This window comes from Streptomyces sp. PA03-1a (genome assembly GCF_033792805.1).
GTDB lineage: Bacteria > Actinomycetota > Actinomycetes > Streptomycetales > Streptomycetaceae > Actinacidiphila.
This window is the reverse complement of record NZ_JARAVO010000003.1, coordinates 56,933-77,695: the sequence shown is the minus strand read 5'-3', so window position 1 is coordinate 77,695 and position 20,763 is coordinate 56,933. Positions and strand designations below refer to the sequence as shown.

The window sequence follows — 20,763 nt, the reverse complement described above, 5'->3', positions numbered from 1 at the left end:
TCCTGGCGTGATGCGGCCCCGAATCGGTCGGTGTCGGCAGGACCGCCCAGGCGGGGAGGCGTCGCAGGCGTGCGCCGGCCGGCGTGTGGCCACGCTGCGTCCACCGGCCACCTCGGACTCACGTGACATCTCAGCGCCGGTCGCGAGAACGCGGGGCCCTGGGAGGGATCTCGAGCCGGTTCGCCGAGACGGGTGCGTCGCGTATCTCTGGGTCGTCCGCCCAGGTGGTCCGACGGAGACCCGGCGGGTGTGTGCTGGGGGGTACCGTTCCTGAGCGGCGGCACTATCACGGAAGGATCCGAGGGGAAACAGCCGGGAACGGCCCTGCCCTCTCCATCCTCTCCTGACCGCTGCCGGACTCCTCCCGTGCTCCTCCGGTCGCGGCCACCGTGCGGCGGGCCTTGGACAGGGAGGCCCGCCGCACCCAGCCCGTCAGCCCATGGCCCCGTGGTCCATCGCCCCGTGGTCCATCGGCGGCACGGCGCCACCGCCGGCGGCGGGCTTGCCCGGGGTGTTCATCATCTTCAGCATCATGTTCTGCAGGGTGAGCACCTCCGGCGGCATGACGACGAAGGGACGCATCATGCCCTCGTCCTCGTGGTCGAGGATGTGGCAGTGATACATGAACCGGCCGGTCTCGCGTCCGAACTGGCCGGCGACGGTCACCATGGAGTTCGCCGGCATGTTGACGGTGTCCTTCCATCCTGACTCACTGACGGCGATCGGCATCGCGTCCTTGATGATGATCGGCCGGGTGGTGCCGCCCAGCGCGGTGTCGAAGGCTGTGCCGTCGACCATGCGGCGCTCGAGGAGCTGGAAGTTCATCAGGTGGATGTGCATCGGGTGCTGGATCTGCTGCTGCACCGGACCCACGCTGATGAACGTCCACTTCTCCCAGCTCCCCGCCGCGGCGAAGAAGTTGGTGGCGTCCTCGAAGTGCTTGCCCACGACGCGGAAGGTACGGGTTCCGCCGGGCAGGGCGAGCTGCACGACGCCCTTGCCGGTGCCCGTGCCCGTGCCCGTGCCCGCCGGAGCCTCCTGCAGCTCCATGATCGTCGGCATGCCCATCGGGTCGAAGGAGAGCATGACGAAGCGCTCGACCGCGTCCTGCGGGATGTCGGACGCGGTCAGGCGCCTGAACCGCGGGTCCAGCTTCTTCGGCGCGACGTAGGACTGCTTCCGCCCCCTGCCTACGCGGAACTGCATGACCTGCGGGTACGGCACGCCGGCCGCAGGCACGGGCGTGCCCGCTGGGGCGGGAGGCGCACCGGGGGCGCCGGGCGCGACGTTGACGAGCCTGAGCCGCCGGCCGCGGAAAGCCGCGAAGTCGATCACGATGTCAACGCGCTCGGCAGGGGCGAGGGTCAGGCTCCCCTCGACGCCCTGCGGCTTGTCGAGCAGGCCCATGTCGGTGCCGATGACCTTGATCGCGCCCTTGACGGACTGCCCGGTCTCCTCGTCCACCAGAGCAAGGATGTAGGCCCGGGCGTTGGAGGCGTTCACCACGCGGAAGCGGTAGGCGGTGGCCTCCACGTCGAGGTAGGGCCACACCCGGCCGTTGACCATGGTGTAGGGGCCCTGGAACTGCACGGCGGCCGCCATCACCCCGGGGATGGACGGGCCGACCTGGATCCGCTTCGCGAGGAGCTGCCCGTTGATCCGCCCCTTGCCGTCGGTGTCGAAGTTGACATCGGCGATGGTCAGCGGGATCTCGTACCGGCCGCGCGGCAGATCGAGGCGGTCCTCGTTCTCGTCACGGATGATGTAGTTGCCGAGCAGGCCCGCCATCACGTTGAGCGCGGTCACCGGCATGGCGTGATCATGGTAGAAGAGGTGCGCCGCGGCCGTGTCATTGGTGTACTCGGCGAGCTGCGCGCTGCCGCGGGTCACGCCCGAGTCCGGGGCGCCGTCGGAGATCGCGTGCTGCCGGCCGCCGTGCAGGTGGACCGAGGTCCAAGCGGTCAGCGCGGCCACCTCGGGCCGCCCCTTCGCGCCCCGCGAGCCGGGGCTGTTCAGGGACAGGAAGCCCGGCGGCGGCCCCTCGGGCTCCACGAAGACGCCCTTGACGGGGCTGGTGCCGGTGAGCTCGTTCCGCCAGGCCAGCCGGAACCGCTGACCACGCCGGGCCTCGATGGTCGGGCCGGGAAAGTAGCCCTCGTACGTCCACATGCGGGTCGCGGGGAGCTGCGAGTGCAGACGTATCTTCATCTCGACCAGGCGCACCTCAGTGGTGTCCCGGCTCGAGGGCTTCAGAGTGGGCGGGATCGGCAGCTCGTCCTTGAACGGCGTCAGCTCGGTCACCCGCGGCGAGGAGGGGCCCTCGAGGTCCAGGGCCTTGCCACCGCTCAGCCGCGCCGACGTGTCCACCGCAGCCTTGGCCTCGGCGCCCCCACCGGCCAGCAGATTCATCCCCCCGTAGCCGGCCACGCCGGCCACGGCGCCTCCCGCGATCCCGAAGAAGGTCCGCCTCTTATGCGCTGCCACGTGCTGTCCACTCCTTGATGTTCGTTTCTCCGACGGCTTGCACGCCCGCCCGTGTCCGGATCCACCGGTGAGCGAGCCCGTCGTCATGCAGGGCACCCGGAACGGGTCACCACATCGCCGGCTTCCGCCGAAATACAGGCACTGGCCACAGAGGCTGCGCCGCTACTTCCCGCGGTGCGCCCGCCGATCCCACGCGGTCGGCCTGGGACCGCACTGAACGCATGCACGCCATGGAATCCGGACGGCAGACACGGCATGCCAGCAGGCTTTCCGGCGGCCTGATTCACGCCGGTCCGCGCACACCCCACCACGATCCGTCATGGCGGGTTCCCACAGCTCATGGGCGGGCATGCAAGACCTCTCACCTTCCGAATCGCCATGAGCCTGTCGTCATGTGCGGATACGACATATCCGAACCAGATCCCGTTCGAAGCCCAGTCCGGTGATGGCCGCGAAGGTGAGCGTACGCATCGACGCGTGGCCGAACATGAGTAACATGACCTGTTTTCCCGTGGGGCAGCCCCCGTCATCCTTCTTCGGTGAACCGGTTGCCGTCGCCCTGCCGCCTCGCCGAAACAGTGGAATGGGCATGACCAGCCGAAGGGCGCCGTGCGGATTCCTGCGTCCGTGGTGCGGACACGTGGCGTCGGCTCACGGGGACTCTGCCCCGGCGGCGGCCGGGCGCCCATTCCCACGGCGCCGGTCCCGCGCTCAGGGTCGGCTCGTCGACGGCGCCCACGATCAGCACCAGGGCAGCCATGACCGGCTGGGGGTCTTCTCACTGGTGGGCGTGGACGGTTTTGAACGCCGACATCCGCCTTGTAGGCCTGGTGGTCATGGTCATCGGGGGTGCGCAGGTCATACCGGCATTGGGGAGTCCCCAGCTCTCAGCCAGTCATCGCGACCGCGACGTACAACTGAGTACGTCCGCATCAGGCGGTCGATATGCAGAGCCCGACTGACCGGTTCAGGCCTGTGCCGCGGAAGGAGCGGGAGGTGCTGGGCCTGAAGATGCCGGGGGTGGTGTCGGCCGTCCCGCAGCAGCGGACGGCTGCAGTGGTGCCTTGCGCCTTGGAGCGGGCTGAGGTGGTGCCCGCCGCGGTGATGCCAGAGGCGTCCGTGCTGCCGGGCCACGCCGCGTCGGTCGGCTCCTCCTCCGGCGCCGAAGGTGAGCCCGGGCGCACCGTGTCCTGGCGGGCCGACTACCGCCGGCTCAACCACCGATAGGACGGCGATCCCCTCGATGACTGGCCTTCCTCGGTCTCGCCACCGCCCTTTGCTGTTGCAAACAGCGCGTCTGGCGCACCAGTACGAGAACGTCAACCGGCTCTGCTACGTCCGTGGCCCCGAGGGCATCGCCGTCGGACGCGGTGAGCAGCTCAGCTGAGGCCGCCTGAATTCGCCGCGCACCCAGGGCGAGCGGGGCCGGCCCTGCCACGGCCGACTGACGGCTGCTACGCGTCTTGGCATGGCCAGCGGTACTTGTGAATCAAGCTTGACGGGCTCGCACGGCCTGTCCTGCCTCGAAGGTCGGCGCACATATCAGCAGAGTCACCGGCACGGACCGGCACGCGCACCGCATCTCCGCCCGCTTCCGTACCAGCTCTTCCGGAACAATCGGACTGCTTGATCCGGCTACCGACCTACATGCCGACGGACTTGGCGCGTGGGTGTGGTTCCCGGTGGTTTCCCGGCGCACGATCGCAGTCAGGTGACCATATACACTCCGGATGTGATCATGCCAGGCATCTCGGGCGTCGACTCGCCGTCCAACTCCAGTTCACCGCGCATGCACATCCAGGTTGCACTGGCTCACGCGCAGCGCGACGAGTTGCTGAGACAGCGGTGGCGGAGACTGAACGACGCTCGTCCTTGGCACGTGCACTCGTTGCGAGTTCCGCGGCAGTACACGACAGGCCATTACCGGTGCTGGGTGGACTCCTCCGAGATCGGGGACATTGCCGTCAGCGAGCAATACGGCGACGCGGTGGAAGGCGTCATAGGCATGAAGCGGGCCACGGAGCGACGCACGGTGGTTCACATCATGCACAGTGGCGGGCTGAGCCTCACCGAAGCAGGTCGTACCGTTCAGGTCCCACCGGGCACGATGTGCGTACGGGATGCACAGGTGCCGCGGGAGTTCTCCTATCGCCCCGGCACACGGGCGCGGGTACTGCTGCTGCCCTCGGAAACACTGACCGGCACCGGACTCGACCAGCTGCCGACGCTCACGGTCATCTCCCAGAAAGCTCCCGAGGCGCGGCTGCTGCTGGGACAGCTTCATCTGATCCGCAGGATGCGGGGTGAATTGAGTCCGGCAGGCGTCCACGCCGCTCAGCAATCCGTCGTGCAGTTGCTGGCAGGCGCGCTCATGGCCCGGGGGGTGTCCGCCGACCCTGCCTTCCGCCCTTCGCTGCGCACGGCTGCCCGCAACTGTGTGGAAGCCCGGCTCCTGGACCCTCACCTGTCTCCGGCCGAGGTGGCAAGGACCCTGTCGGTCTCGGTTCGCACATTGCACCGAGCTTTCGCCGAAGTCGATGAGTCCCTGATGGCATACGTCCGGCGGCGCCGTTTGGAGCGAGCGCGCGAAGAACTCGTCGCACTGGGCGGGAGGTACACCGTATCCGCCGTAGCGGCTCGATGGCACTTCGCCGATGTGAGCCACTTCAGCCGGGCCTTCAAGCGGCAGTTCGGCGAGACACCGAGCTCGCTCGTTCACTGATGCCGCGAAGGAGCGGGAGCTTCCCGCTCCGGGCCGCGAGCGGACGATTCCCGGTCCACAACCGGGCTTTCGTCCACGGGTGGACCTTACTTCGCCGGCCGTCGCTGCTCGCCTCGATGCAGGATCGACGGCTCTCAGCGGCGCGCCGCCGCGTCCTGCCGAATGGGCCTTCGGCAGGACGTGGCTCGGCGTGCCTTCCACGGCAAGCCGTGGCGGTGGGCGGGCTCTATTGAGCGGACACCGGGGTGGTGACGTTGCTGAAGTTGTTGGCTCCGGCGGCGTTGGCCGCCGTGACCGGGCCGTGCGTCCAGATGCCGAGGACGTTGTTGGAGATCGTATTTCCGGTGATCTGGATGGACATCGACTCCACGGTGCTCACAAGCAGGCCCGTCGTCTGCAGATCGTGCGTGGTGCCAGTGTAGGTGTCCCCCACGACGTTGTTGGTGCCGATCTGGTTGTTGCTGACGACGTTGCCGCCCAGGTCCAGGCCGGACGCGCCACCGTGCACAGCCACAGCCGCCCAGCCGTTGCCGGTCACGACGTTGCTCTGCACGGTGTTGCCGTAGACCGCGCCGCCGGCCACGGCCGACGCGATAGTGATCCCGCCGCCGCCCGCCTCAAGTCCGTTGTCGAACACGTTGTTGCTGGTGATGCTGTTGCCGAAGACGCCACCGGCACTGGGGGCGCGCACGCCTCCAGGAGCCGCCGCCCCGTTGCGGGAGACCAGGGTGAAGCCGGAGCCCAGGGCGTTGCCGTGTACGGAGTTCCCGCTGAAGGTGCTGCCCGAGGCGGGACCTGTCTCGTCGCTGATGACGATCCCGGAGCCGTTGCCGCTGACGGTGCTGGCCAGCACGGTGGCGTTGGAACTGCCGAGCAAGTGGATGCCTCCGCCGCAGTCACCGGGCTTGTCCTGCGTCGGCCGGCACGGAGCGTATGAGTTGGCGACGGCGTTCGGGCCCGTACCGGTGTTGTTGCCCGTGACGATGGTGTTCGCGATGGTCGCGTTCTTCACACTGTTGACCAGGATCCCCTCGCCGACGGCGTTCTTCACCGTGAACCCGGTCACCGTGACGTCGGGCGCGCTGATCTCGATGCCGTTGACGAGGTCGGTTGCGTCGATGGTGACGTTCGAACGGGCTTCGAGAGCCAGCGGCTTGGACACCGCGATGTCCTCGTGGAACGTGCCGTTGCAGACGACGACTCGACCACCGCCGGCCACCCCCTTGACAGCCGCATTGATCGAGGTGAAGGCGGGAGTGCTGCAGCTGGTGTTCGCTGCGGAAGCGACGGCGGTAGGCGAGACGTAGACCGTCTGGGGGAGGGTCTGCGGAAGGGAGAACGCGTAGAGCTTGTTGTTGTCACCCTTGGACGGGAAGAACGGGCCCAGATTCTGGGTGTGGTATCCGGAGCCCCAGTACACCGAGCCGTCCACGATCGACGCGCCGCCGAGGACCGCACCTCCGCTGGGGAAGCCCCACTTGATGGCGCCGGTCGCGGCGTCGAGCGCGTACATGTTGTTGCCGGTCGGATTCGTGGATCCGCCGTAGACGACGCCGTTCGCGCTGGACACGAAGGACATGGGAGAGGCCGAGTCGGGCGTTGCGGTCTCCCACAGGATGTTCCCAGTGGCAGGGTCGAGGGCGGCCCAGAAACCGCCCGTGGTGGTCGACTTCTGCCCGGTCGCGGACGTGAGAGTCACGGGCAGGTGGTTGGTGTTGGTGTTGGCGACGTAGATGCGCTTGCCGTCGGCCGCCGAGCCCCACTGCAGGCCACCGAGGTTGCCGCCGGGGCCGACCGCCGTGGCCCAGACGATCTTTCCGGTGGCCGGGTCGAGCGTCCAGTAGACGCCGCTCTTCTGACCGATACCGAGCAGGTCGGTGGTCTTGCCGTCGACGGTGGTGGTGAAGAGGTTGGGACCAGCGCCGAAGTCGAAGTCGTCACCGAACCGCTGGCCGACGGTCCAGGTGTCGGCGGTCAGGGTCTTGGTGCCCCAGACGATCTCGCCGGTGTGCATGTCGAAGGCGACGATGGAGTCCTGGTAGTTGTCGGCCGCCCCGGGATCGCAGTCGGTCTCGTCGGGCGAGGTGCATACGCCGGGCGGCACGGTGTAGTTGTTCCCCGTTCCGACGTACACCAGCCCCGTCTTCTCGTCGACCACCGGGTTGCTGCCCCACACAGCGCCGCCGGTGTAGCCCTCGGGAACGACGTAGGTCTTCCACAGCTTCTTGCCGGTGACGGCGTCCAGGGCGACAACGCTGCCGCGGAACGTGTACGGCGGGGCGAACTTCTCGGCCTTGGACGACACGCCGACGTACACGACACCGTCGGCGATGACGGGCGACGACGTCACGATGGCGGCCGCGTCGGCGTCGATCTGGGTCTTCCAGAGCCTGGTGCCGGTCAGGGCGTCGATCCCGAAGAGGAACGCGCCGTCCGTGCTGTCGCTGCGCTGCTCGCCCGACCCGGTGACGATCTCGCCGTTCCAGTACGCGGGGCTGAGCCGCGAGATGTCGCCGGCGATCCCGGTGTACTCGCTGATCTGGTGGCTCCAGATCTTCTGACCGGTCGTCGCCTGCACCTTGTACAGGTTGCCTGCCCAGTCCGGCGCGTACACGTAGCCGTCCACCACGGTCGGCGTGGCCGAAACGCTGTCTCCTGTGGTGAAGGTCCACTTCGTCTTCAGGTTGGCCACGTTGTCCGTGCCGATGGTGCGCTCGGCGGCCGCGTTGTGCGTGTCGCCGAGGTCGCCACCCGCGTACGGCCAGTCGGACGCGGATGCCGTCGACGCGACCGGGGCCGCGACGGTCGCGGACGGTGCGGCCGTCGCCGCCACGGCGTTGGCGGGCAGGGACGCCATGAGTCCGGCCATGGCCAGCCCAACCACGCCGGCACGCACCCGCCTTCGCCTTGCGCGGGCGGGTATGCGGGGTATGGACATGAAGGAGCACCTCCCGATGCTTGCTGATCTTGCGATCGAGAGCATAGGGACGCCCTGCCAGGGCGGCGGGCCGCCTTTGGCGTGCGACGTGCAGCCTCGGCGGATGGGAACTGAGATCAGCGCGGCTCCGTTTTTGGGGCTCTCGATAATGGTTCGCAGGCGTGGAGCGAGGATTCCTGCGCAGCTTCCATGAGGCTTGGGACGTCCCGGAGCTGTGGACCGGGGCCTCATGAGGATTGCCCCGAGCGGAAAACGCGGAAGCGAGTCCAGCGAGGTCATTTCCGAGGGCCGCCTGATCATTTTCTGAGTCCCAGGGACACTCCGCCGCCGGGTAGAAGCATCGCGACCAGCACGATCGCCCCCGACTGGGAACTGTCCGGCGTGCGAGTGGCGCCACCCCAAGGGTCCGAACGATGCCGCCGACGAGGTCTTTCACTCATCGGCACCCCCAAGAGGGTGTTGCGAATTATCTGCCCGACTCAGGAGGTAGCCCGGCAGGACAGCGCTCGCTACGCCAAATTCCGCCACAGCCGCACATTCCTTCACTCGGCCATGACTCACCCTCCCCCCGCGACGTTCTGGCCCAGTTTCGGAATCGGCACATCACGCCTCACGTCGCTGGACGGCGCATTCGCAGAAAGGGCGAGGCCCTTCAGTCGCAGGTCGCGATCCAATGCGCGGTCGACGCTCGGGGCGGCATCCACGCTTGGGTGGCCTCCCGGCGAGCGTGGCACGGAAGTTCATGTGCTTGACACTGGCCTTCCAGCGCTCCAGCCGCAATGCGTGATCTTCATGCCTGGATGGCGTGCCGTGGGCAGCGGACGGCCCGGGATCGGGCACGGTGGCGGCACCGCCAAGTGGAACAGCCGCGATTCCCCACCGTCCGGCCTGGTCCGCGCGATGCCGCGGGGCATCTTTTGTCCTGCCGTGCTCGTGAGAGCGACGACGCCCGTGTTCCGTGCGGAGAGCTCCGAGAGGTTCGGCCCAGGTGCCCGCCGATGGCTGGCAGTGGCTGCCAGGGTCGCCGCGGTGCTGCAGGACGCCTGGCAGCGCCTCGCCGACCAGCAGGCCGCCGTCATTGCGGCGATCGGCGACAACGCCCGGTCCCGGGAGGCCGCCGGCCGTCTCGCCCAGTTCCAGGCCGCCATCACCGACTTGCAGCAGTGTGTCGACAGCGAAGCGCGGGCGTTCGTGTCCGTGCAGCTGCCGCACCTGTACGAGGAAGGGGCCCGGGCCGCGGCGCGCGCGGTCGGCGGGCACTTCTCGTGGACGCTCATCCACCGCGAGGCCCTGCAGTCGCTGGCCTCCGACTCCTACGCCGACTTCCTGCGCCGCTCGCAGGAGGAACAGCGCATGGCCGGCGCGTTCTACCGGGCCGTGCGGGACGCCGCACGGCGCGAGGTGCCGCTGCTGGCCGCCGGCCAGACCACGGCCCTGCCGGCCGCGAAGGCCATGGCTGACCGCCTGGCCGCCGAGCACCAGCTGACGACCGTGATCTACCGCAACGGCCTTGGCTGGACCGCCCCGAAGGTCCGCCACGCCGACAGCGCCGACCTGTGGACCTGGCTCATCATCGCCGCGCACACCCAGCTTCGCCTCGCCCGTCCCCTTGCCGAGGACCTCCGCCGGCCCTGGGAACGTCCCGCCGCACCACGCCGCCTCACCCCCGCCCGCGTGCGGCAGGGGTTTCGCAACGTCCACGCGACCACGGCCCGTCCGGCGGCCGCACCGAAACCGTCCCGGCCGGGTGTGAAGCTCGCCCAGTGTCGCGGCCAAGCGTGGCTCCAGCGCCTCCACTTCGTCCCGGGCCTCGGCGAATCGATCCAGCTCGAGCAACACAGAAACCACTGCAACGTGGTGGCGGCGCGGCTTGGCCTTGCCTGCCGGGCTCTTCGGTACCTGGCCGGGCAACGCCTGCTGGTGCATCCGGCTGCGGTGCGGCGGCCTATCGACGGTCTACGGGGCCGTGCGAACCGGACCGCGTGAACGCAACAGCGCGCCCTCGACCACGCATCTGCGGGTGCTGCCCAGGGGCAGCACCCGCGTGTGTCCTGGCACGGCCTCCCCCACGATGTGCACACTTATGTAAGGTGGTGTGCATGACGGAGACGACGTACTCGATCGTGGAAGCCCGGGCCCGCCTGGGTGCCATCGCCCGCGAAGTCAGCGCCACCCGCGAGCCGGTCGCCATCACCGACCACGGCCAGACCGTCGCCATACTGGTCAGCCCCGCCGACGCCCTGGAACTCCAGGAGCTGCGGGCCCTGGCCGCCTACCGGGCACGCCAGGCCCGAGGTGACGACGCCGGTGTCCCGCACGACGAGGCCTACCGGCGGATCTTCGGCGAGGGCACGGCGTGAGCTACGAGGTCATCTGGGAGCCCGAGGCCCTCGCCCAGGCAGAACGGCTCGCCAAAGACGACCCCGACGGAGTACGCCAGGTGTTCGCCGCCGTCGACCACCTCGCCGTCGACCCGCGCCCCGACGGCGCATTCGGCAGCGCCGACCTGCTGCGCATCCACATCGGCGCCTACCGCGTGATGTACGAGATCAGCGAACAGCAGATCCGCATCAGCGTCATCCACCTCGGACGCGTGCGCTGACCCGAGGCCCGGTTCGGACGGCTCACCGCGGTCGCGTTCCTGGGCGTCAACGGCCACACCCTGATTTACCGGCCGGAGGGCGCCGCGGTTCTGATGCGCGACGTCATCTCCGGCGAGGTGCCCGTCCGGTCTCGGGCGAGGCCGCTCAGAGAGGTGTCCAGGCAGATCCGCTCGCGGACCTCCCCGGCCGCCCGGACCAGGGCGCGTCGTCGTCCGGCTCAAGCGGCCGGGACGGCGTCGTCGACGGAGCCGGGGACGTCGGCGCGGTCACCGGCCTTCCGTGCCGGCTTGAGGAAGAGGGCGAGGACGATGCCCACGGCGAGGGTCGGGGCGATCCACAGGTACCCGGTGGCCGTGGCGTGGGCGAAGGCGTCCAGCGCGCTGTCGCGCAGGGTCACGGGCAGCCGGCCGATGGTGTCGGGGCGGGTGGCGTCGAAGCCGCCGCCCGCCGGGAGGCCCCGGGTGCGGTCGGCGAAGCCGGTGTTGAGGAAGCTGCCGAAGACGGCGACACCGAAGGCCGCGCCAATGGAGCGGGCGAAGGTGACCACGGCGCTGGCGGCTCCGAGATCGGTGGCGGGCACGCTGTTCTGCACCGTGGTCAGCACGACCATGGGCACCATGCCGATGCCTGCGCCGGTGACCAGGAAGTAGACGCTCAGCACGAGGGTGCCGGTGGCCGCCCCGATGGTGCCCAGCAGCAGCAGCCCGGCGAGGTTGGCGAGCAGGCCCGCCAGAAGGATCATCCGCAGCCGGCCGACGTGTGCGGCCCAGCGACCGGCCAGGGACTGGCTGGCGACCAGGCCGGCGACCAGGGGCAGCATGTGGACACCGGAGAGCGTGGCCGAGACCCCGTGGACGATCTGGAGGTAGGTCGGCAGGTAGACCAGCACGGCGAACATCGCGGCGTTGGCGAAGAACCCGATCAGCGAGGAGAAGACGACGGTCCGGGAGGTGAACATCGCCGGCGGCAGGACCGGGGCGGCGGCGCGGCGCTCCACCGGCACCAGCAGCACGGCCAGCGCGACGGTCGCCGCGATCAGGCCGACGATGGCCGGTGAGCCCCAGCCCCAGCGCTCGCCGAAGGACGTGACGAGGACGAGGCCCGTGGCGATGGCGGCCAGGATGGTGGACCCGGGATAGTCGATGCGGGCCTTGGCGCCCCGGGTGGCCGCGGGCAGCGACCGCGCGGCGACGAGCAGGGCGATGACACCGACGGGCAGATTGACCAGGAAGGCCCACCGCCAGGACAGCTGGTCGGTGAAGACGCCGCCCAGTAGGGGGCCGACGATGCTGGCGACGCCGTAGACGGAACCGAACATGCCCTGGTAACGGCCGCGTTCGGCCGGGGCGACGATGTCTCCGACGAGGGCGAAGGTCAGTACGATCATGCCGCCGCCGCCCACGCCCTGCAGAACGCGGGCGCCGATCAGCTCGGGCAGGTTCTGCGCCAGGCCGCAGAGCACCGAGGCGGCCAGGAAGACCGAGGTCGCGGCCAGGTACAACCGCTTGCGGCCGAACATGTCGCCGAGCTTGCCCCACAGCGGCGTCGCGGCCGTCGACGCGAGAAGGTACGCGGCGCTGACCCACGCTATGTCGTCGAATCCGTTCAGGTCCTGCGCTATGCGGGGCAACGCGGTCGAGACGATCGTCTGGTCCAGGGCCGCGAGGAGGACGGCCAGGATCAGCGCGCTCATCGGCGCTGCGACGCCGCGGGGCGCGGGTGATGGGGACTCGTGTGATTTCGACATCGAGACGTGCCTTTCCGGGAGTGGTGCGCAGGGACGCTGTGCCATCCGCCGTTGACCGATGGGGCCCATCGCGATGGCATTACCAATGCCATCTGCCACATTAATGTAGCACTTACAGCGAAGGCCTCTACGTCTGAGAGGCGTTAGATGTCATAGGTTTCACACTCGGCCGTTAGACTCGTTCCGGTGAGAGCCGACGCAGCACGCAATCTGGAAACCGTCCTGACCACCGGGGCGCGCATGCTCGCCGCCGACCCGGGCGTGAGCATCGCGAGCATCGCCACCGAGGCGGGCGTGGACCGGCGCACGGTCTACCGCCGCTTCACGTCCCGCGACGAACTCCTCGCGGCCATCTACGAAGCCCGCCTCACGGCCATCGAGCACGCCATCGAGGACGCCCGGCTGCGCGAGGCGCCCGTAGCCGTCGCCCTGCACCGCTACGTCGAGAACATCATCGCCGTCAACCGCACCTGGCCCGTCGACCTCGCCCGCATGCTCACCGACGACAGCGTCCACGCGCGCCGCGAGGCCTCGGTCCGCGAGGTCGACGCCTTCCTCGAACGCGCCACCAGCGAAGGCCTGTTGCGCCCCGGTCTCGCAGAGGGATGGACGAATGCGCTGCTGCCCCAGCTCATGCACCTGGTCGCCCGGCAACTGCCCGACCTGAGCCCCGCGCAGGCGGCGGACGTCGTCGTCGACACCCTGCTGCACGGCCTCGGAGCGTCCTGACACACCGGCGGCTCCCGCGAATCCGCGGCCGGCGATTCCGCGCGGACGCGCCAGGCCGGGGTGGCCGAAGCCCGCCGGTCCACGAGCGGCTCGCTGCGCAACCACGTCGACACGGCGGCCCCGGCCCGACGGGCCGCGCGGAGCCAGTGGGCGGGCCCGCAAGCGGCGCACGCCACACTTACGCATCCACGCCGCAACCCAACCGCGGATGTCCCACAGGGGTGGAACCTCATTCCATAAGTGCTACAGTCGAGTGACAGATCAAGATCGGTAGCGCAAGCCTCACGGGCCCCATCGCCCCGCGGTCGGCCCCAGAACCCCGGGGACACTCCAACCGTTCACGGCAGGGCCTGCGCGCCGGACGGCCCGCGAAGGACGACCGGTGCGCACGCGCGTGGCCAACGACCTCCGCCGCAGGAGCCCGGCCTCCGCGAAACGCCCGCAGGCCAAGCACCCCACCAAGGAGAGACATGCCTGTCACCACCCTTGACCCGAAGCCCGCCCTGATCGTCGTCGACCTCCAGAAGGGCATCCTCGGGCTGCCCCTCGCGCACCCGGCCGCCGACGTACTCGCCCGGAACGCCGAACTGCTCGCGGAATTCCGTCACCGCGGCCTGCCCGTCGTCCTGGTGAACGTCGCCGGCGGCCCTGCCGGACGCAACGACCTCGGCGCGCGCTTCCCCACCCCGACCCCGGAGTGGACCGAACTCGCCCCCGAGCTCGACGCCGGCGCGGGCGACCACTTCGTGACCAAGCACGCACGCAGCGCCTTCACCAAGACCGGCCTGGACGAGTGGCTGCGCGCGCGGGCCGTGACGCAGGTCGTCATCACCGGCATCGCCACCAGCAGCGGCGTGGAGTCCACAGCCCGCGACGCCCACGAGCAGGGCTACAACGTCACGGTCGCGCTCGACGCCGTGACCGACACCGACGGCGTCGCGCACGACCACACCATCGCCAGGATCTATCCGCGCATCTCCGAAACGGGCACCACCAAGGACATCCTGTCCGCACTCGCCGCCACGAACTGAAATCCGCAGAACAAATTCTGACGCTACGCCACCAAGGCGAACCGCGAGGGTGACACGGAATGCCGGCCGGCGCGCGGTAAACGAGGCCGCCGGAAGGGCAACGGCGCCGCTCACCCCCTGAGCCAGCCCGTGACGGCGGCAGGCCGCGAGGCTGGCCGGGGTCGGGCCCAGCCGCCGCAGGCGCTGAAACAGCGTTCGACTGCGTAGCGGCGCCCGCAGGTCTTGGCAACGAACGGGAGCGACGGCTGACCGGCGCCGGAGCTCCGGGACCGTCGCGCCGTTGCGCCACCAGCGCCCCCGACAGGCACACCTTGTCGACGACCTCCGTCGCCAACGCCAGCCTTCACCGCCTCCGTTCGCGTCACGCCTCATTCCGTCACCTGCTTAACCGGTGATACGGTCTGTCTCGGGCTTCGCCGAACCGGGCATCACTCCCCCGCCCTCCCCATGCGCTGCCACCTCCCGCGCACGCCGACCTACTTGAACGGAAACCCATGAAACGAGCTCTGGCCGTCCTCGCCGCCTGCGTGCCACTGGCCGCAGCGGTCTACCTGCCGACCGCGTCCGCCGAGCCCGGGAACGGCTCCGGTTCCGTGGCGCCGACCTGCGCGACGCCGTCCGTGAAGGCCCCGGCCGGCACCGAAGCGGAGTCCGTGACAGCGGCCCGCAAGGAGGGCGGCACCGTTCACGGAAACGGACTCCTGGGCGGCACGGTCACCGGCGTGCCCGCTTACTGCGAGGTGACGGTCACCCTGACCCACCCCGGCGACAACGACCACGCCGAGGTGCAGACCTGGCTGCCCGTCACCAACTGGAACGGCCGCTTCCAGGCCCTCGGCGGCAGTGCGTACGCGGCCGGGGACAACGGCACCGGGATGGCCACCGCGGTCAAGAACGGTTACGCCGTGACGACCACCGACGCGGGCGTCGGCGACGTCCTCGACGTCAACTGGGCGCTGAACGACGACGGGCAGGTCGACACCGCGCTGCTCAAGAACTTCGCCTCCCGTTCCCAGCACGAGGCGGCGGTCGTCGGGAAGCAAGTCGTCGACGACGTCTACGGCAAGCGCGCCGCCTACGCGTACTTCAACGGCTGCTCCACCGGCGGACGCCAGGGCTACATGGAGGCCCAGCGCTACCCCGACGACTACGACGGCATCCTCGCCAAGGCGCCCGCCGTCAACTGGGACGAGTTCGAGGTCGCCACCCTGTGGCCGCAAGTCGTCATGAACAACGAGAAGACCTATCCGACGGCCTGCGAGTTCAAGGCCTTCACCGACGCCGCCGTGAAGGCGTGCGACCCGCGCGACGGCCTCAAGGACGGCCTGGTCAACGACCCGGCCCGGTGTGACTTCGACCCGCGTCGGTTGATCGGCACCAAGGTCGTCTGCGCCGGCGAGGAGCTGACCCTCACGGCCGCCGACGCGGCCGTGGTCCGCAAGATATGGGACGGCCCCCGCACCCCGTCGGGCAAGAAGCTGTGGCCCGGCGTCCCGGTCGGGGCCGACCTGTCGGCCCTGGCCGGCGTCACCGGCCCCGACGCGAGCGGCGACGTCAAGGGCGCTCCGTTCCCCGTGCCCGAGTTCTGGGTCACCACATGGGTGAAGAAGCAGCCGTCGTTCGACGTGTCGACGATCACGTACGAACGGTTCACCCGGCTGTTCCGGCAGTCCGAGGCCGAGTACGACAAGGTCATCGGCACCGACGACCCCGACCTGTCCGCCTTCCGTGACTCCGGCGGCAAGCTCCTGAGCTGGCACGGCCAGGCCGACCAGTTCATCCCGGCCCAGGGCACGGTCGCGTACCGCGAGGACGTCGAGTGGACGATGGACGGCGCCAAGAAGGTCGACGACTTCTACCGCCTCTTCCTCGCCCCGGCGACGGTCCACTGCGGCCTCAACTCGGGCGACGGCACGATCGACGACCTCGGTGCGCTGAGGACCTGGGTCGAGCACGGCAAGGCCCCCAAGACGCTGCCCGCCACCCTGGTCGACTCCGCCGGGCAGGAGGTCAGCCGTGACCTGTGCCGCTACCCGGCACTCTCCCGCTACGACGGCCACGGCGACCCGGACAGGGCCTCCAGCTTCCGCTGCGTCGCCCCGTCCCGGCACTGACCGCTCCGCGACGGCCTGAGACGGACCGAACCATCATGCGCATACGGCGAACGGCGAACGCTCGTCCGTGCTGAGGCCGTAACCGAGGCGCCGCATCCCAGCCGCGGCATGGGCCGCCACGCTCCACGGCCGGCACCCCGTGTTCGACGGGGTGCCGGCTCGGGCCACGGCAGGGCCCGGGTGTTGGCCGACTTCTACCGGCCGCCGCCTTCGTCCCCCTGGTGAGCCGGGCTTCCCGTACCGGGGAGCAAGGCACTCACACCCAGGCGGCGCCCAGGATGTCCTTGAGGCCGGCGGCGGCGAACAGCCGGCGGCGGGAGGCCTCCAGTCGCTCCTGCGCCTGGGCCGCCTGTCCCGTCAGCGCACCGTGGCGCTTGAGGATGCGGCCGTCCACGAGCACCGTGTCCACGTCGGCGGGGCCGGCGTTCAGCACCACCGTGGTGACGGCGTCGTTCAGCGGAGTCAGATGCGGACGGCGGGCGTCGACGAGGATGACGTCCGCACGCTTGCCGGGGGTGAGCGAACCGATCCGGTCGCTCATGCCCCACGCCGCCGCCCCGGCGGTGGTGGCGAAGCCGAGGACGTCGTGGTGGTCGAGTTCCACCTCCATCGGCGGCTCGTCGCGTCGCAGGGCGTCGGCGTTGGCGCGTGCCCGCTCGGCGGCGAGGGTCAGCCGCATCTCGCTGAACAGGTCCGTTCCGGCGCCGGCCACGGTGTCGGCGCCCAGGGCCGGCTGGATGCCGTGGGCCAGAGCACGGCCGGTGATGGGGAAGGTGCCCATGGCCATCTGCATGTCGACGGTCGGGCACGGGGTGATGTGCCCGCCGGTCGCGGCGATCCGCCGCAGGTCGTCGTCGCTGAACGCGGCGCCGTGGGCGTGGTGCACGTCCGGCCCCAGCAGGCCGGACTCCTCGAGCACTTCCACCGTGCGGTACTTGGACAGGTAAGGCGGGATTCCGGAGTGCATGCTGACCGGGACGGCCAGTTCCCGGGCGAGCCGGATGTCGTCGGTGGTGGTGTCCGCGGTGGAGAACTCGGGGCCGCGTAGCGCCAGACCCATGGTGACGCGGGCCTCGTCGTCCGACAGCACCTCGGTGCGCACCCGTCGGGCGTCGAGGGGGTGGCGCTCGGAACTCTCGACGAACCACTTCATCACGCCCTCGCCGACGGGCGGACCGTAGAGGAAGACGGCGCGGATGCCCGAGTCGCGCAACGCGCGGATGTTCTCGTCGGCGTGCTCGGGTGTGGTGACGATGTGGGACCAGTCGGCGACCGTCGTGACACCGGCGTTGACGGCCTGCAGCGCGCCCCACAGCACACCGGCGTAGACGTCGCGCGGCTCGTACTTGTCCAGCAGACCGGCGAGCACGACCTGGAAGTAGCCGCCGAGCGAGACCTTGCCGCCCGCGCCGCCGATGGCGCCCTGCCACACGTGGCGGTGCGAGTCGACCAGGCCCGGCATGACCACGTGGCCGGCCGCCTCGATGACCTCGGCGCCCTCGGCCCGAAGTCCGTGACCGACGGCGGCGACGGTGTTGCCGCTCACCAGCACGTCGCCACCGGGCAGTTCCCCGAGTCGTGGGTCACCCGTCACTACATGCCCACCTCTGATGAGTATGGGATGGCTTGCCATGTTCCGCTCCTTCTGGTCGTGCAGGAGCTCCAGTGTCTTTCCGGCCACTATGCTTGTCCAACATTAAACTTTGCTGGGTTCAGCAAGAACCGTGCTGAAAAACCTTGAAAGAACCGGGAAGGACCGTCCATGGAGATTCGCCGGCTTCAGCACTTCATCGCGGTCGCCGAGGAGCGGAGCTTCACCCGGGCCGCCGAGCGGCTGAACCTGGTGCAGTCCGGCGTCTCCGCGTCGATCCGCGCCCTGGAGAAGGATCTGGGTGCGGCGCTGTTCGAACGCACCACCCAGCGCGTCGAACTGACCGCGGCCGGAAAGACGTTGCTGCCCCAGGCCCAGCGCATCATCGGCGCGGTGCGCACGGCCCGGCAGGCGGTCGACGAAGCCCGGGCCGGCCTGAGCGGAACCCTGGAACTCGGGATCCTGTACGGCCTCACCCCGAAACGCATCCTCAGCGCGCTCAGCGCGTTCCACAAGGCGCACCCCGCCGTGGAGATACACCTGCGCGGCCCCGGGAACCGTGGCTCGAGCTCCCACGCCGAAGACCTGCGCAACGGAGTCCTCGACCTGGCCGTCCTCATGACCGCCGGCCGCCCGCTGGCGGGGTTGCGCCTGCACGCGCTCGGCACCGAGCACCTCGCTCTCGCCTGTGCCACCGACCATCCGCTGGCCGACCGCACGAGCGCCGAACTCGCCGACGCGACGGCATACGAAGTGATCGACTTCCCGGCCGGGTGGGGCATCCGCTCCGCCGTCGACTGCGCCTTCACCCGCGCGGGACTGCCGCCGCGCAGGACCACCTTCGAGATCGACGACATCCCCACGGCACTCGACCTCGTCCGCCACGGCCTCGGTCTCACCTTCGTACCCGAGTCCGTCACCGAGGGCGTTCCCGGGGTCCGCTTCCTTCCCGTGGAGCAGCACCGCCCCGTCTACCACGCCGGCCTGGCCGAACCCGACGACCGCCCGCTCAACCCGACCGCCCGGGCCTTCCTCGCCCAGGTACTGGGCGGCACACAGCCTCCCGGTCACGGATGAGCACCTGCCCGGCCCCGTGGAGCGTTGCCGGTGGCGACCCTGCGGGTGGAGGGCTCATGCCATCTCGGTCTCTCCGGTGGGTTGTCGGGGACCGGCCCACCCGTACCCCTGCGAGGCCTCCGTCACACGGTCGCCTCGCACAGAGGACCGCAGCCCTCTCTGGGCCGCGGTCCTCCTCGGCACTGCCTCAGGCGGGCCACGCCCGCAGCAGCGCCGCCACGCTCTGCACGGTGCACGCCTCGTCGCGCAACTCGTCGACCAAAGCCCGCACCTCGTCCCAGGTCGGTTTCACCTCGCGGCCGGCGGCCTGCAGATACGCCACGGTCACCGCCACGGCGACCGTCATGTTCGACCGCTCCAGCCACCGCAGGCGCCCCAGAGAGTGCGCCAGCGCTGCCGCCCGTGCCACCGCCCCGTCGTAGACGTCCCGGTCGAACAACTGGGCCTTGTGGCGCTCCACCGCCGACAGGGGCACGCCGAAGTCGTCGGGGGCCGGATCGTCCTCCCCCGCCTGACTCGCAACGCTCAGGATCCAGCCGAGGTCAACCGCGAGGTTCACGCACGCGCTCCTCGATGAGGTCCCCGAACTCCTCGATCACGTTCGCCGCGGACGCGAGGAACGCCTTCCGGACGGGATCGGTGTCGGACTTCACCAGGTGCTCGATGTACTCCTGGAGGGACATGTGCCGGTTGCCCGCCGCTTGGCGGGCCGCCTCCACGGTGTCCTCGTCCAGCCGGACGTTCAACTGTGTCTTGGCCATGCAGCAATGCTAGCTCCCGCTAGCCATGATCGGTAGTGCTTCTCACAGGGTCCAGGTCTGCTCCCCCGCGCCGGACCGGCTGTCACCCACGCGCCACGTCGACGGATGCCCGGCCCGGAAGGTTTCCCTCGCGGTCGGGGCCCGCGGGTGCAGGCTCGGCACGGAAGTCCTCGCTGACGCGCGATGCTCCTCGACCCCCGTGGTTCCGAGCGCGAGGAGCCTCACTCCGCCTCACAGACCTCCCCGTACCAGCGCCACTTCTCCACGTACTCCCACCCCGGGAGGTCGCCCCGCCCGGTCGCCCACAGCAGCGTCGGCCACGGCTCTTCGTCGCTCTCCACATGCGGGAAGAGCCTTCCGAGGACCAGTGCGCACAGGACGTCGGGGGCGGTGAACTCCAAGCCGAGGCCGGCTGTGATGTCGTAAGTGTGGACAAGGGTCTCGACGATGCCCATCGCCGCGAAACCAGCCGGGTCCGAGGTACCGAAGGTGTGGTGGGCGCGGGCCGACGAGGGAGTTGTGCGAGTCAGGGAGACCTGCATCGCACCGCACGCCTCCAGGACCGTCAGCAGGCCGGACGGGCCCGGCTCCCGGTCGGCCTGGAGGATGTTGAGCGGCCCTTCGGGTCGTTGGCGGTGCATCCCGAAGGGGACATAGTTTCCGGCCGGCAGGCCGGGCGTCCCGATCTGCATCCCGTAGAAGAACAACTCCCCCAGACGTGACCCCTCCGGTACATCCGCAGCAGGGCCACCGACTCTCTGCGCCGGGGCTGCATATCGACATCGCAGGTCGGCGCCTCGCCGTGCCACCGGGAGTGAGCGCAGGAGGCCGCCGCCAGGGGGTGCTGCGCAGCCATCTCGGCTGTCGGAGCGCGAGATTCGGATCTCGGTCACGCACGACGCCGCCCTAGTAGCGCTTGGTCATGTCGGTATTGCGTTGGGTATGTCGCGGTGGCAGGTTGGGCAG

Annotated in this window: 15 protein-coding genes and 1 pseudogene; 9 read left to right on the top strand and 7 right to left on the bottom strand. The window is 69.8% G+C overall.

Features of this window, described 5'->3' with window-relative positions; all coding sequences use genetic code 11:
* Nucleotides 1-432: 432 nt before the first annotated feature.
* Nucleotides 433-2,484: a multicopper oxidase family protein gene (locus PV341_RS01445; RefSeq protein ID WP_500356426.1), complete on the bottom strand. Its 2,052-nt coding sequence runs from the start codon at nt 2,482-2,484 to the stop codon at nt 433-435.
* A gap of 996 nt (nt 2,485-3,480) precedes the next feature.
* On the opposite strand from PV341_RS01445, the gene PV341_RS01440 reads away from it, so the two are divergent.
* Together PV341_RS01440 and PV341_RS01435 are read left to right on the top strand one after the other, a co-directional pair.
* On the top strand, nt 3,481-3,711 hold the full coding sequence (locus PV341_RS01440; protein WP_500328752.1) for a hypothetical protein: 231 nt from the start codon (nt 3,481-3,483) through the stop codon (nt 3,709-3,711).
* 511 nt (nt 3,712-4,222) lie between these two features.
* Nucleotides 4,223-5,206, top strand: coding sequence for a helix-turn-helix domain-containing protein (locus tag PV341_RS01435; protein WP_500328800.1), 984 nt, complete (start codon nt 4,223-4,225; stop codon nt 5,204-5,206).
* A gap of 226 nt (nt 5,207-5,432) precedes the next feature.
* Here the strand turns inward: PV341_RS01435 and PV341_RS01430 are convergent, their stop codons facing one another.
* A complete protein-coding gene (locus PV341_RS01430; protein WP_500356424.1) occupies nt 5,433-8,075 on the bottom strand; it encodes an outer membrane protein assembly factor BamB family protein in 2,643 nt (880 codons plus the stop codon).
* Between the two features lie 1,530 nt (nt 8,076-9,605).
* On the opposite strand from PV341_RS01430, the pseudogene PV341_RS01425 reads away from it, so the two are divergent.
* The 3 genes and pseudogenes from PV341_RS01425 to PV341_RS01415 form a co-directional block, all read left to right on the top strand.
* Nucleotides 9,606-9,893: pseudogene (locus tag PV341_RS01425) on the top strand (NF041680 family putative transposase); the annotation flags it as partial.
* A 350-nt stretch (nt 9,894-10,243) separates the two neighbouring features.
* Nucleotides 10,244-10,504 carry a type II toxin-antitoxin system Phd/YefM family antitoxin gene (locus PV341_RS01420; protein WP_500328750.1) on the top strand — a complete coding sequence of 87 codons (261 nt, stop codon included), beginning with the start codon at nt 10,244-10,246 and terminating at the stop codon, nt 10,502-10,504.
* Nucleotides 10,501-10,746: a type II toxin-antitoxin system RelE family toxin gene (locus PV341_RS01415; RefSeq protein WP_500328749.1), complete on the top strand. Its 246-nt coding sequence runs from the start codon at nt 10,501-10,503 to the stop codon at nt 10,744-10,746. The genes PV341_RS01420 and PV341_RS01415 overlap by 4 nt, the downstream gene beginning before the upstream one ends.
* Before the next feature lie 218 nt (nt 10,747-10,964).
* Here the strand turns inward: PV341_RS01415 and PV341_RS01410 are convergent, their stop codons facing one another.
* The gene (locus tag PV341_RS01410; protein WP_500328748.1) at nt 10,965-12,494 is read right to left on the bottom strand and encodes an MDR family MFS transporter; all 1,530 of its coding nucleotides are present in this window, start codon (nt 12,492-12,494) and stop codon (nt 10,965-10,967) included.
* 240 nt (nt 12,495-12,734) lie between these two features.
* On the opposite strand from PV341_RS01410, the gene PV341_RS01405 reads away from it, so the two are divergent.
* The 3 genes from PV341_RS01405 (at nt 12,735) to PV341_RS01395 (ending at nt 16,368) form a co-directional block, all read left to right on the top strand.
* Nucleotides 12,735-13,223, top strand: a complete 489-nt coding sequence (locus tag PV341_RS01405) for a TetR/AcrR family transcriptional regulator (protein WP_500328799.1) — start codon at nt 12,735-12,737, stop codon at nt 13,221-13,223.
* Between the two features lie 470 nt (nt 13,224-13,693).
* The gene (locus tag PV341_RS01400) at nt 13,694-14,254 is read left to right on the top strand and encodes a cysteine hydrolase family protein (RefSeq protein ID WP_500328747.1); all 561 of its coding nucleotides are present in this window, start codon (nt 13,694-13,696) and stop codon (nt 14,252-14,254) included.
* 494 nt (nt 14,255-14,748) lie between these two features.
* Nucleotides 14,749-16,368 carry a tannase/feruloyl esterase family alpha/beta hydrolase gene (locus PV341_RS01395; protein ID WP_500356422.1) on the top strand — a complete coding sequence of 540 codons (1,620 nt, stop codon included), beginning with the start codon at nt 14,749-14,751 and terminating at the stop codon, nt 16,366-16,368.
* 256 nt (nt 16,369-16,624) lie between these two features.
* On the opposite strand, the gene PV341_RS01390 is transcribed toward PV341_RS01395, so the two are convergent.
* Nucleotides 16,625-18,001 (bottom strand): amidohydrolase family protein, encoded by a 1,377-nt coding sequence (locus tag PV341_RS01390; RefSeq protein WP_500356420.1) that lies wholly within the window; start codon nt 17,999-18,001, stop codon nt 16,625-16,627.
* 129 nt (nt 18,002-18,130) lie between these two features.
* On the opposite strand from PV341_RS01390, the gene PV341_RS01385 reads away from it, so the two are divergent.
* On the top strand, nt 18,131-19,036 hold the full coding sequence (locus tag PV341_RS01385) for a LysR family transcriptional regulator (protein WP_500328745.1): 906 nt from the start codon (nt 18,131-18,133) through the stop codon (nt 19,034-19,036).
* 187 nt (nt 19,037-19,223) lie between these two features.
* Here the strand turns inward: PV341_RS01385 and PV341_RS01380 are convergent, their stop codons facing one another.
* From PV341_RS01380 to PV341_RS01370, 3 genes are all read right to left on the bottom strand, one after another.
* Nucleotides 19,224-19,595 (bottom strand): fic family toxin-antitoxin system, toxin component, encoded by a 372-nt coding sequence (locus tag PV341_RS01380; protein WP_500328744.1) that lies wholly within the window; start codon nt 19,593-19,595, stop codon nt 19,224-19,226.
* Entirely contained in the window at nt 19,579-19,797 is a 219-nt protein-coding gene (locus PV341_RS01375) for a DUF6364 family protein (RefSeq protein ID WP_018559404.1), read from the bottom strand. The genes PV341_RS01380 and PV341_RS01375 overlap by 17 nt, the downstream gene beginning before the upstream one ends.
* 221 nt (nt 19,798-20,018) lie before the next feature.
* The gene (locus tag PV341_RS01370) at nt 20,019-20,438 is read right to left on the bottom strand and encodes a hypothetical protein (protein ID WP_500328743.1); all 420 of its coding nucleotides are present in this window, start codon (nt 20,436-20,438) and stop codon (nt 20,019-20,021) included.
* Nucleotides 20,439-20,763 lie beyond the last annotated feature (325 nt).

Bases quoted from the DNA above. Each gene is read 5' to 3' on its own strand.
- PV341_RS01430 (WP_500356424.1), bottom strand. From the start codon at position 8,075: ATGGCCGGACTCATGGCGTCCCTGCCCGCCAACGCCGTGGCGGCGACG.
- PV341_RS01370 (WP_500328743.1), bottom strand. From the start codon at position 20,438: ATGCACCGCCAACGACCCGAAGGGCCGCTCAACATCCTCCAGGCCGAC.
- PV341_RS01395 (WP_500356422.1), top strand. From the start codon at position 14,749: ATGAAACGAGCTCTGGCCGTCCTCGCCGCCTGCGTGCCACTGGCCGCA.
- PV341_RS01385 (WP_500328745.1), top strand. From the start codon at position 18,131: ATGGAGATTCGCCGGCTTCAGCACTTCATCGCGGTCGCCGAGGAGCGG.
- PV341_RS01390 (WP_500356420.1), bottom strand. From the start codon at position 18,001: ATGGCAAGCCATCCCATACTCATCAGAGGTGGGCATGTAGTGACGGGT.
- PV341_RS01405 (WP_500328799.1), top strand. From the start codon at position 12,735: ATGCTCGCCGCCGACCCGGGCGTGAGCATCGCGAGCATCGCCACCGAG.
- PV341_RS01410 (WP_500328748.1), bottom strand. From the start codon at position 12,494: ATGTCGAAATCACACGAGTCCCCATCACCCGCGCCCCGCGGCGTCGCA.
- PV341_RS01375 (WP_018559404.1), bottom strand. From the start codon at position 19,797: ATGGCCAAGACACAGTTGAACGTCCGGCTGGACGAGGACACCGTGGAG.
- PV341_RS01435 (WP_500328800.1), top strand. From the start codon at position 4,223: ATGCCAGGCATCTCGGGCGTCGACTCGCCGTCCAACTCCAGTTCACCG.
- PV341_RS01400 (WP_500328747.1), top strand. From the start codon at position 13,694: ATGCCTGTCACCACCCTTGACCCGAAGCCCGCCCTGATCGTCGTCGAC.
- PV341_RS01420 (WP_500328750.1), top strand. From the start codon at position 10,244: ATGACGGAGACGACGTACTCGATCGTGGAAGCCCGGGCCCGCCTGGGT.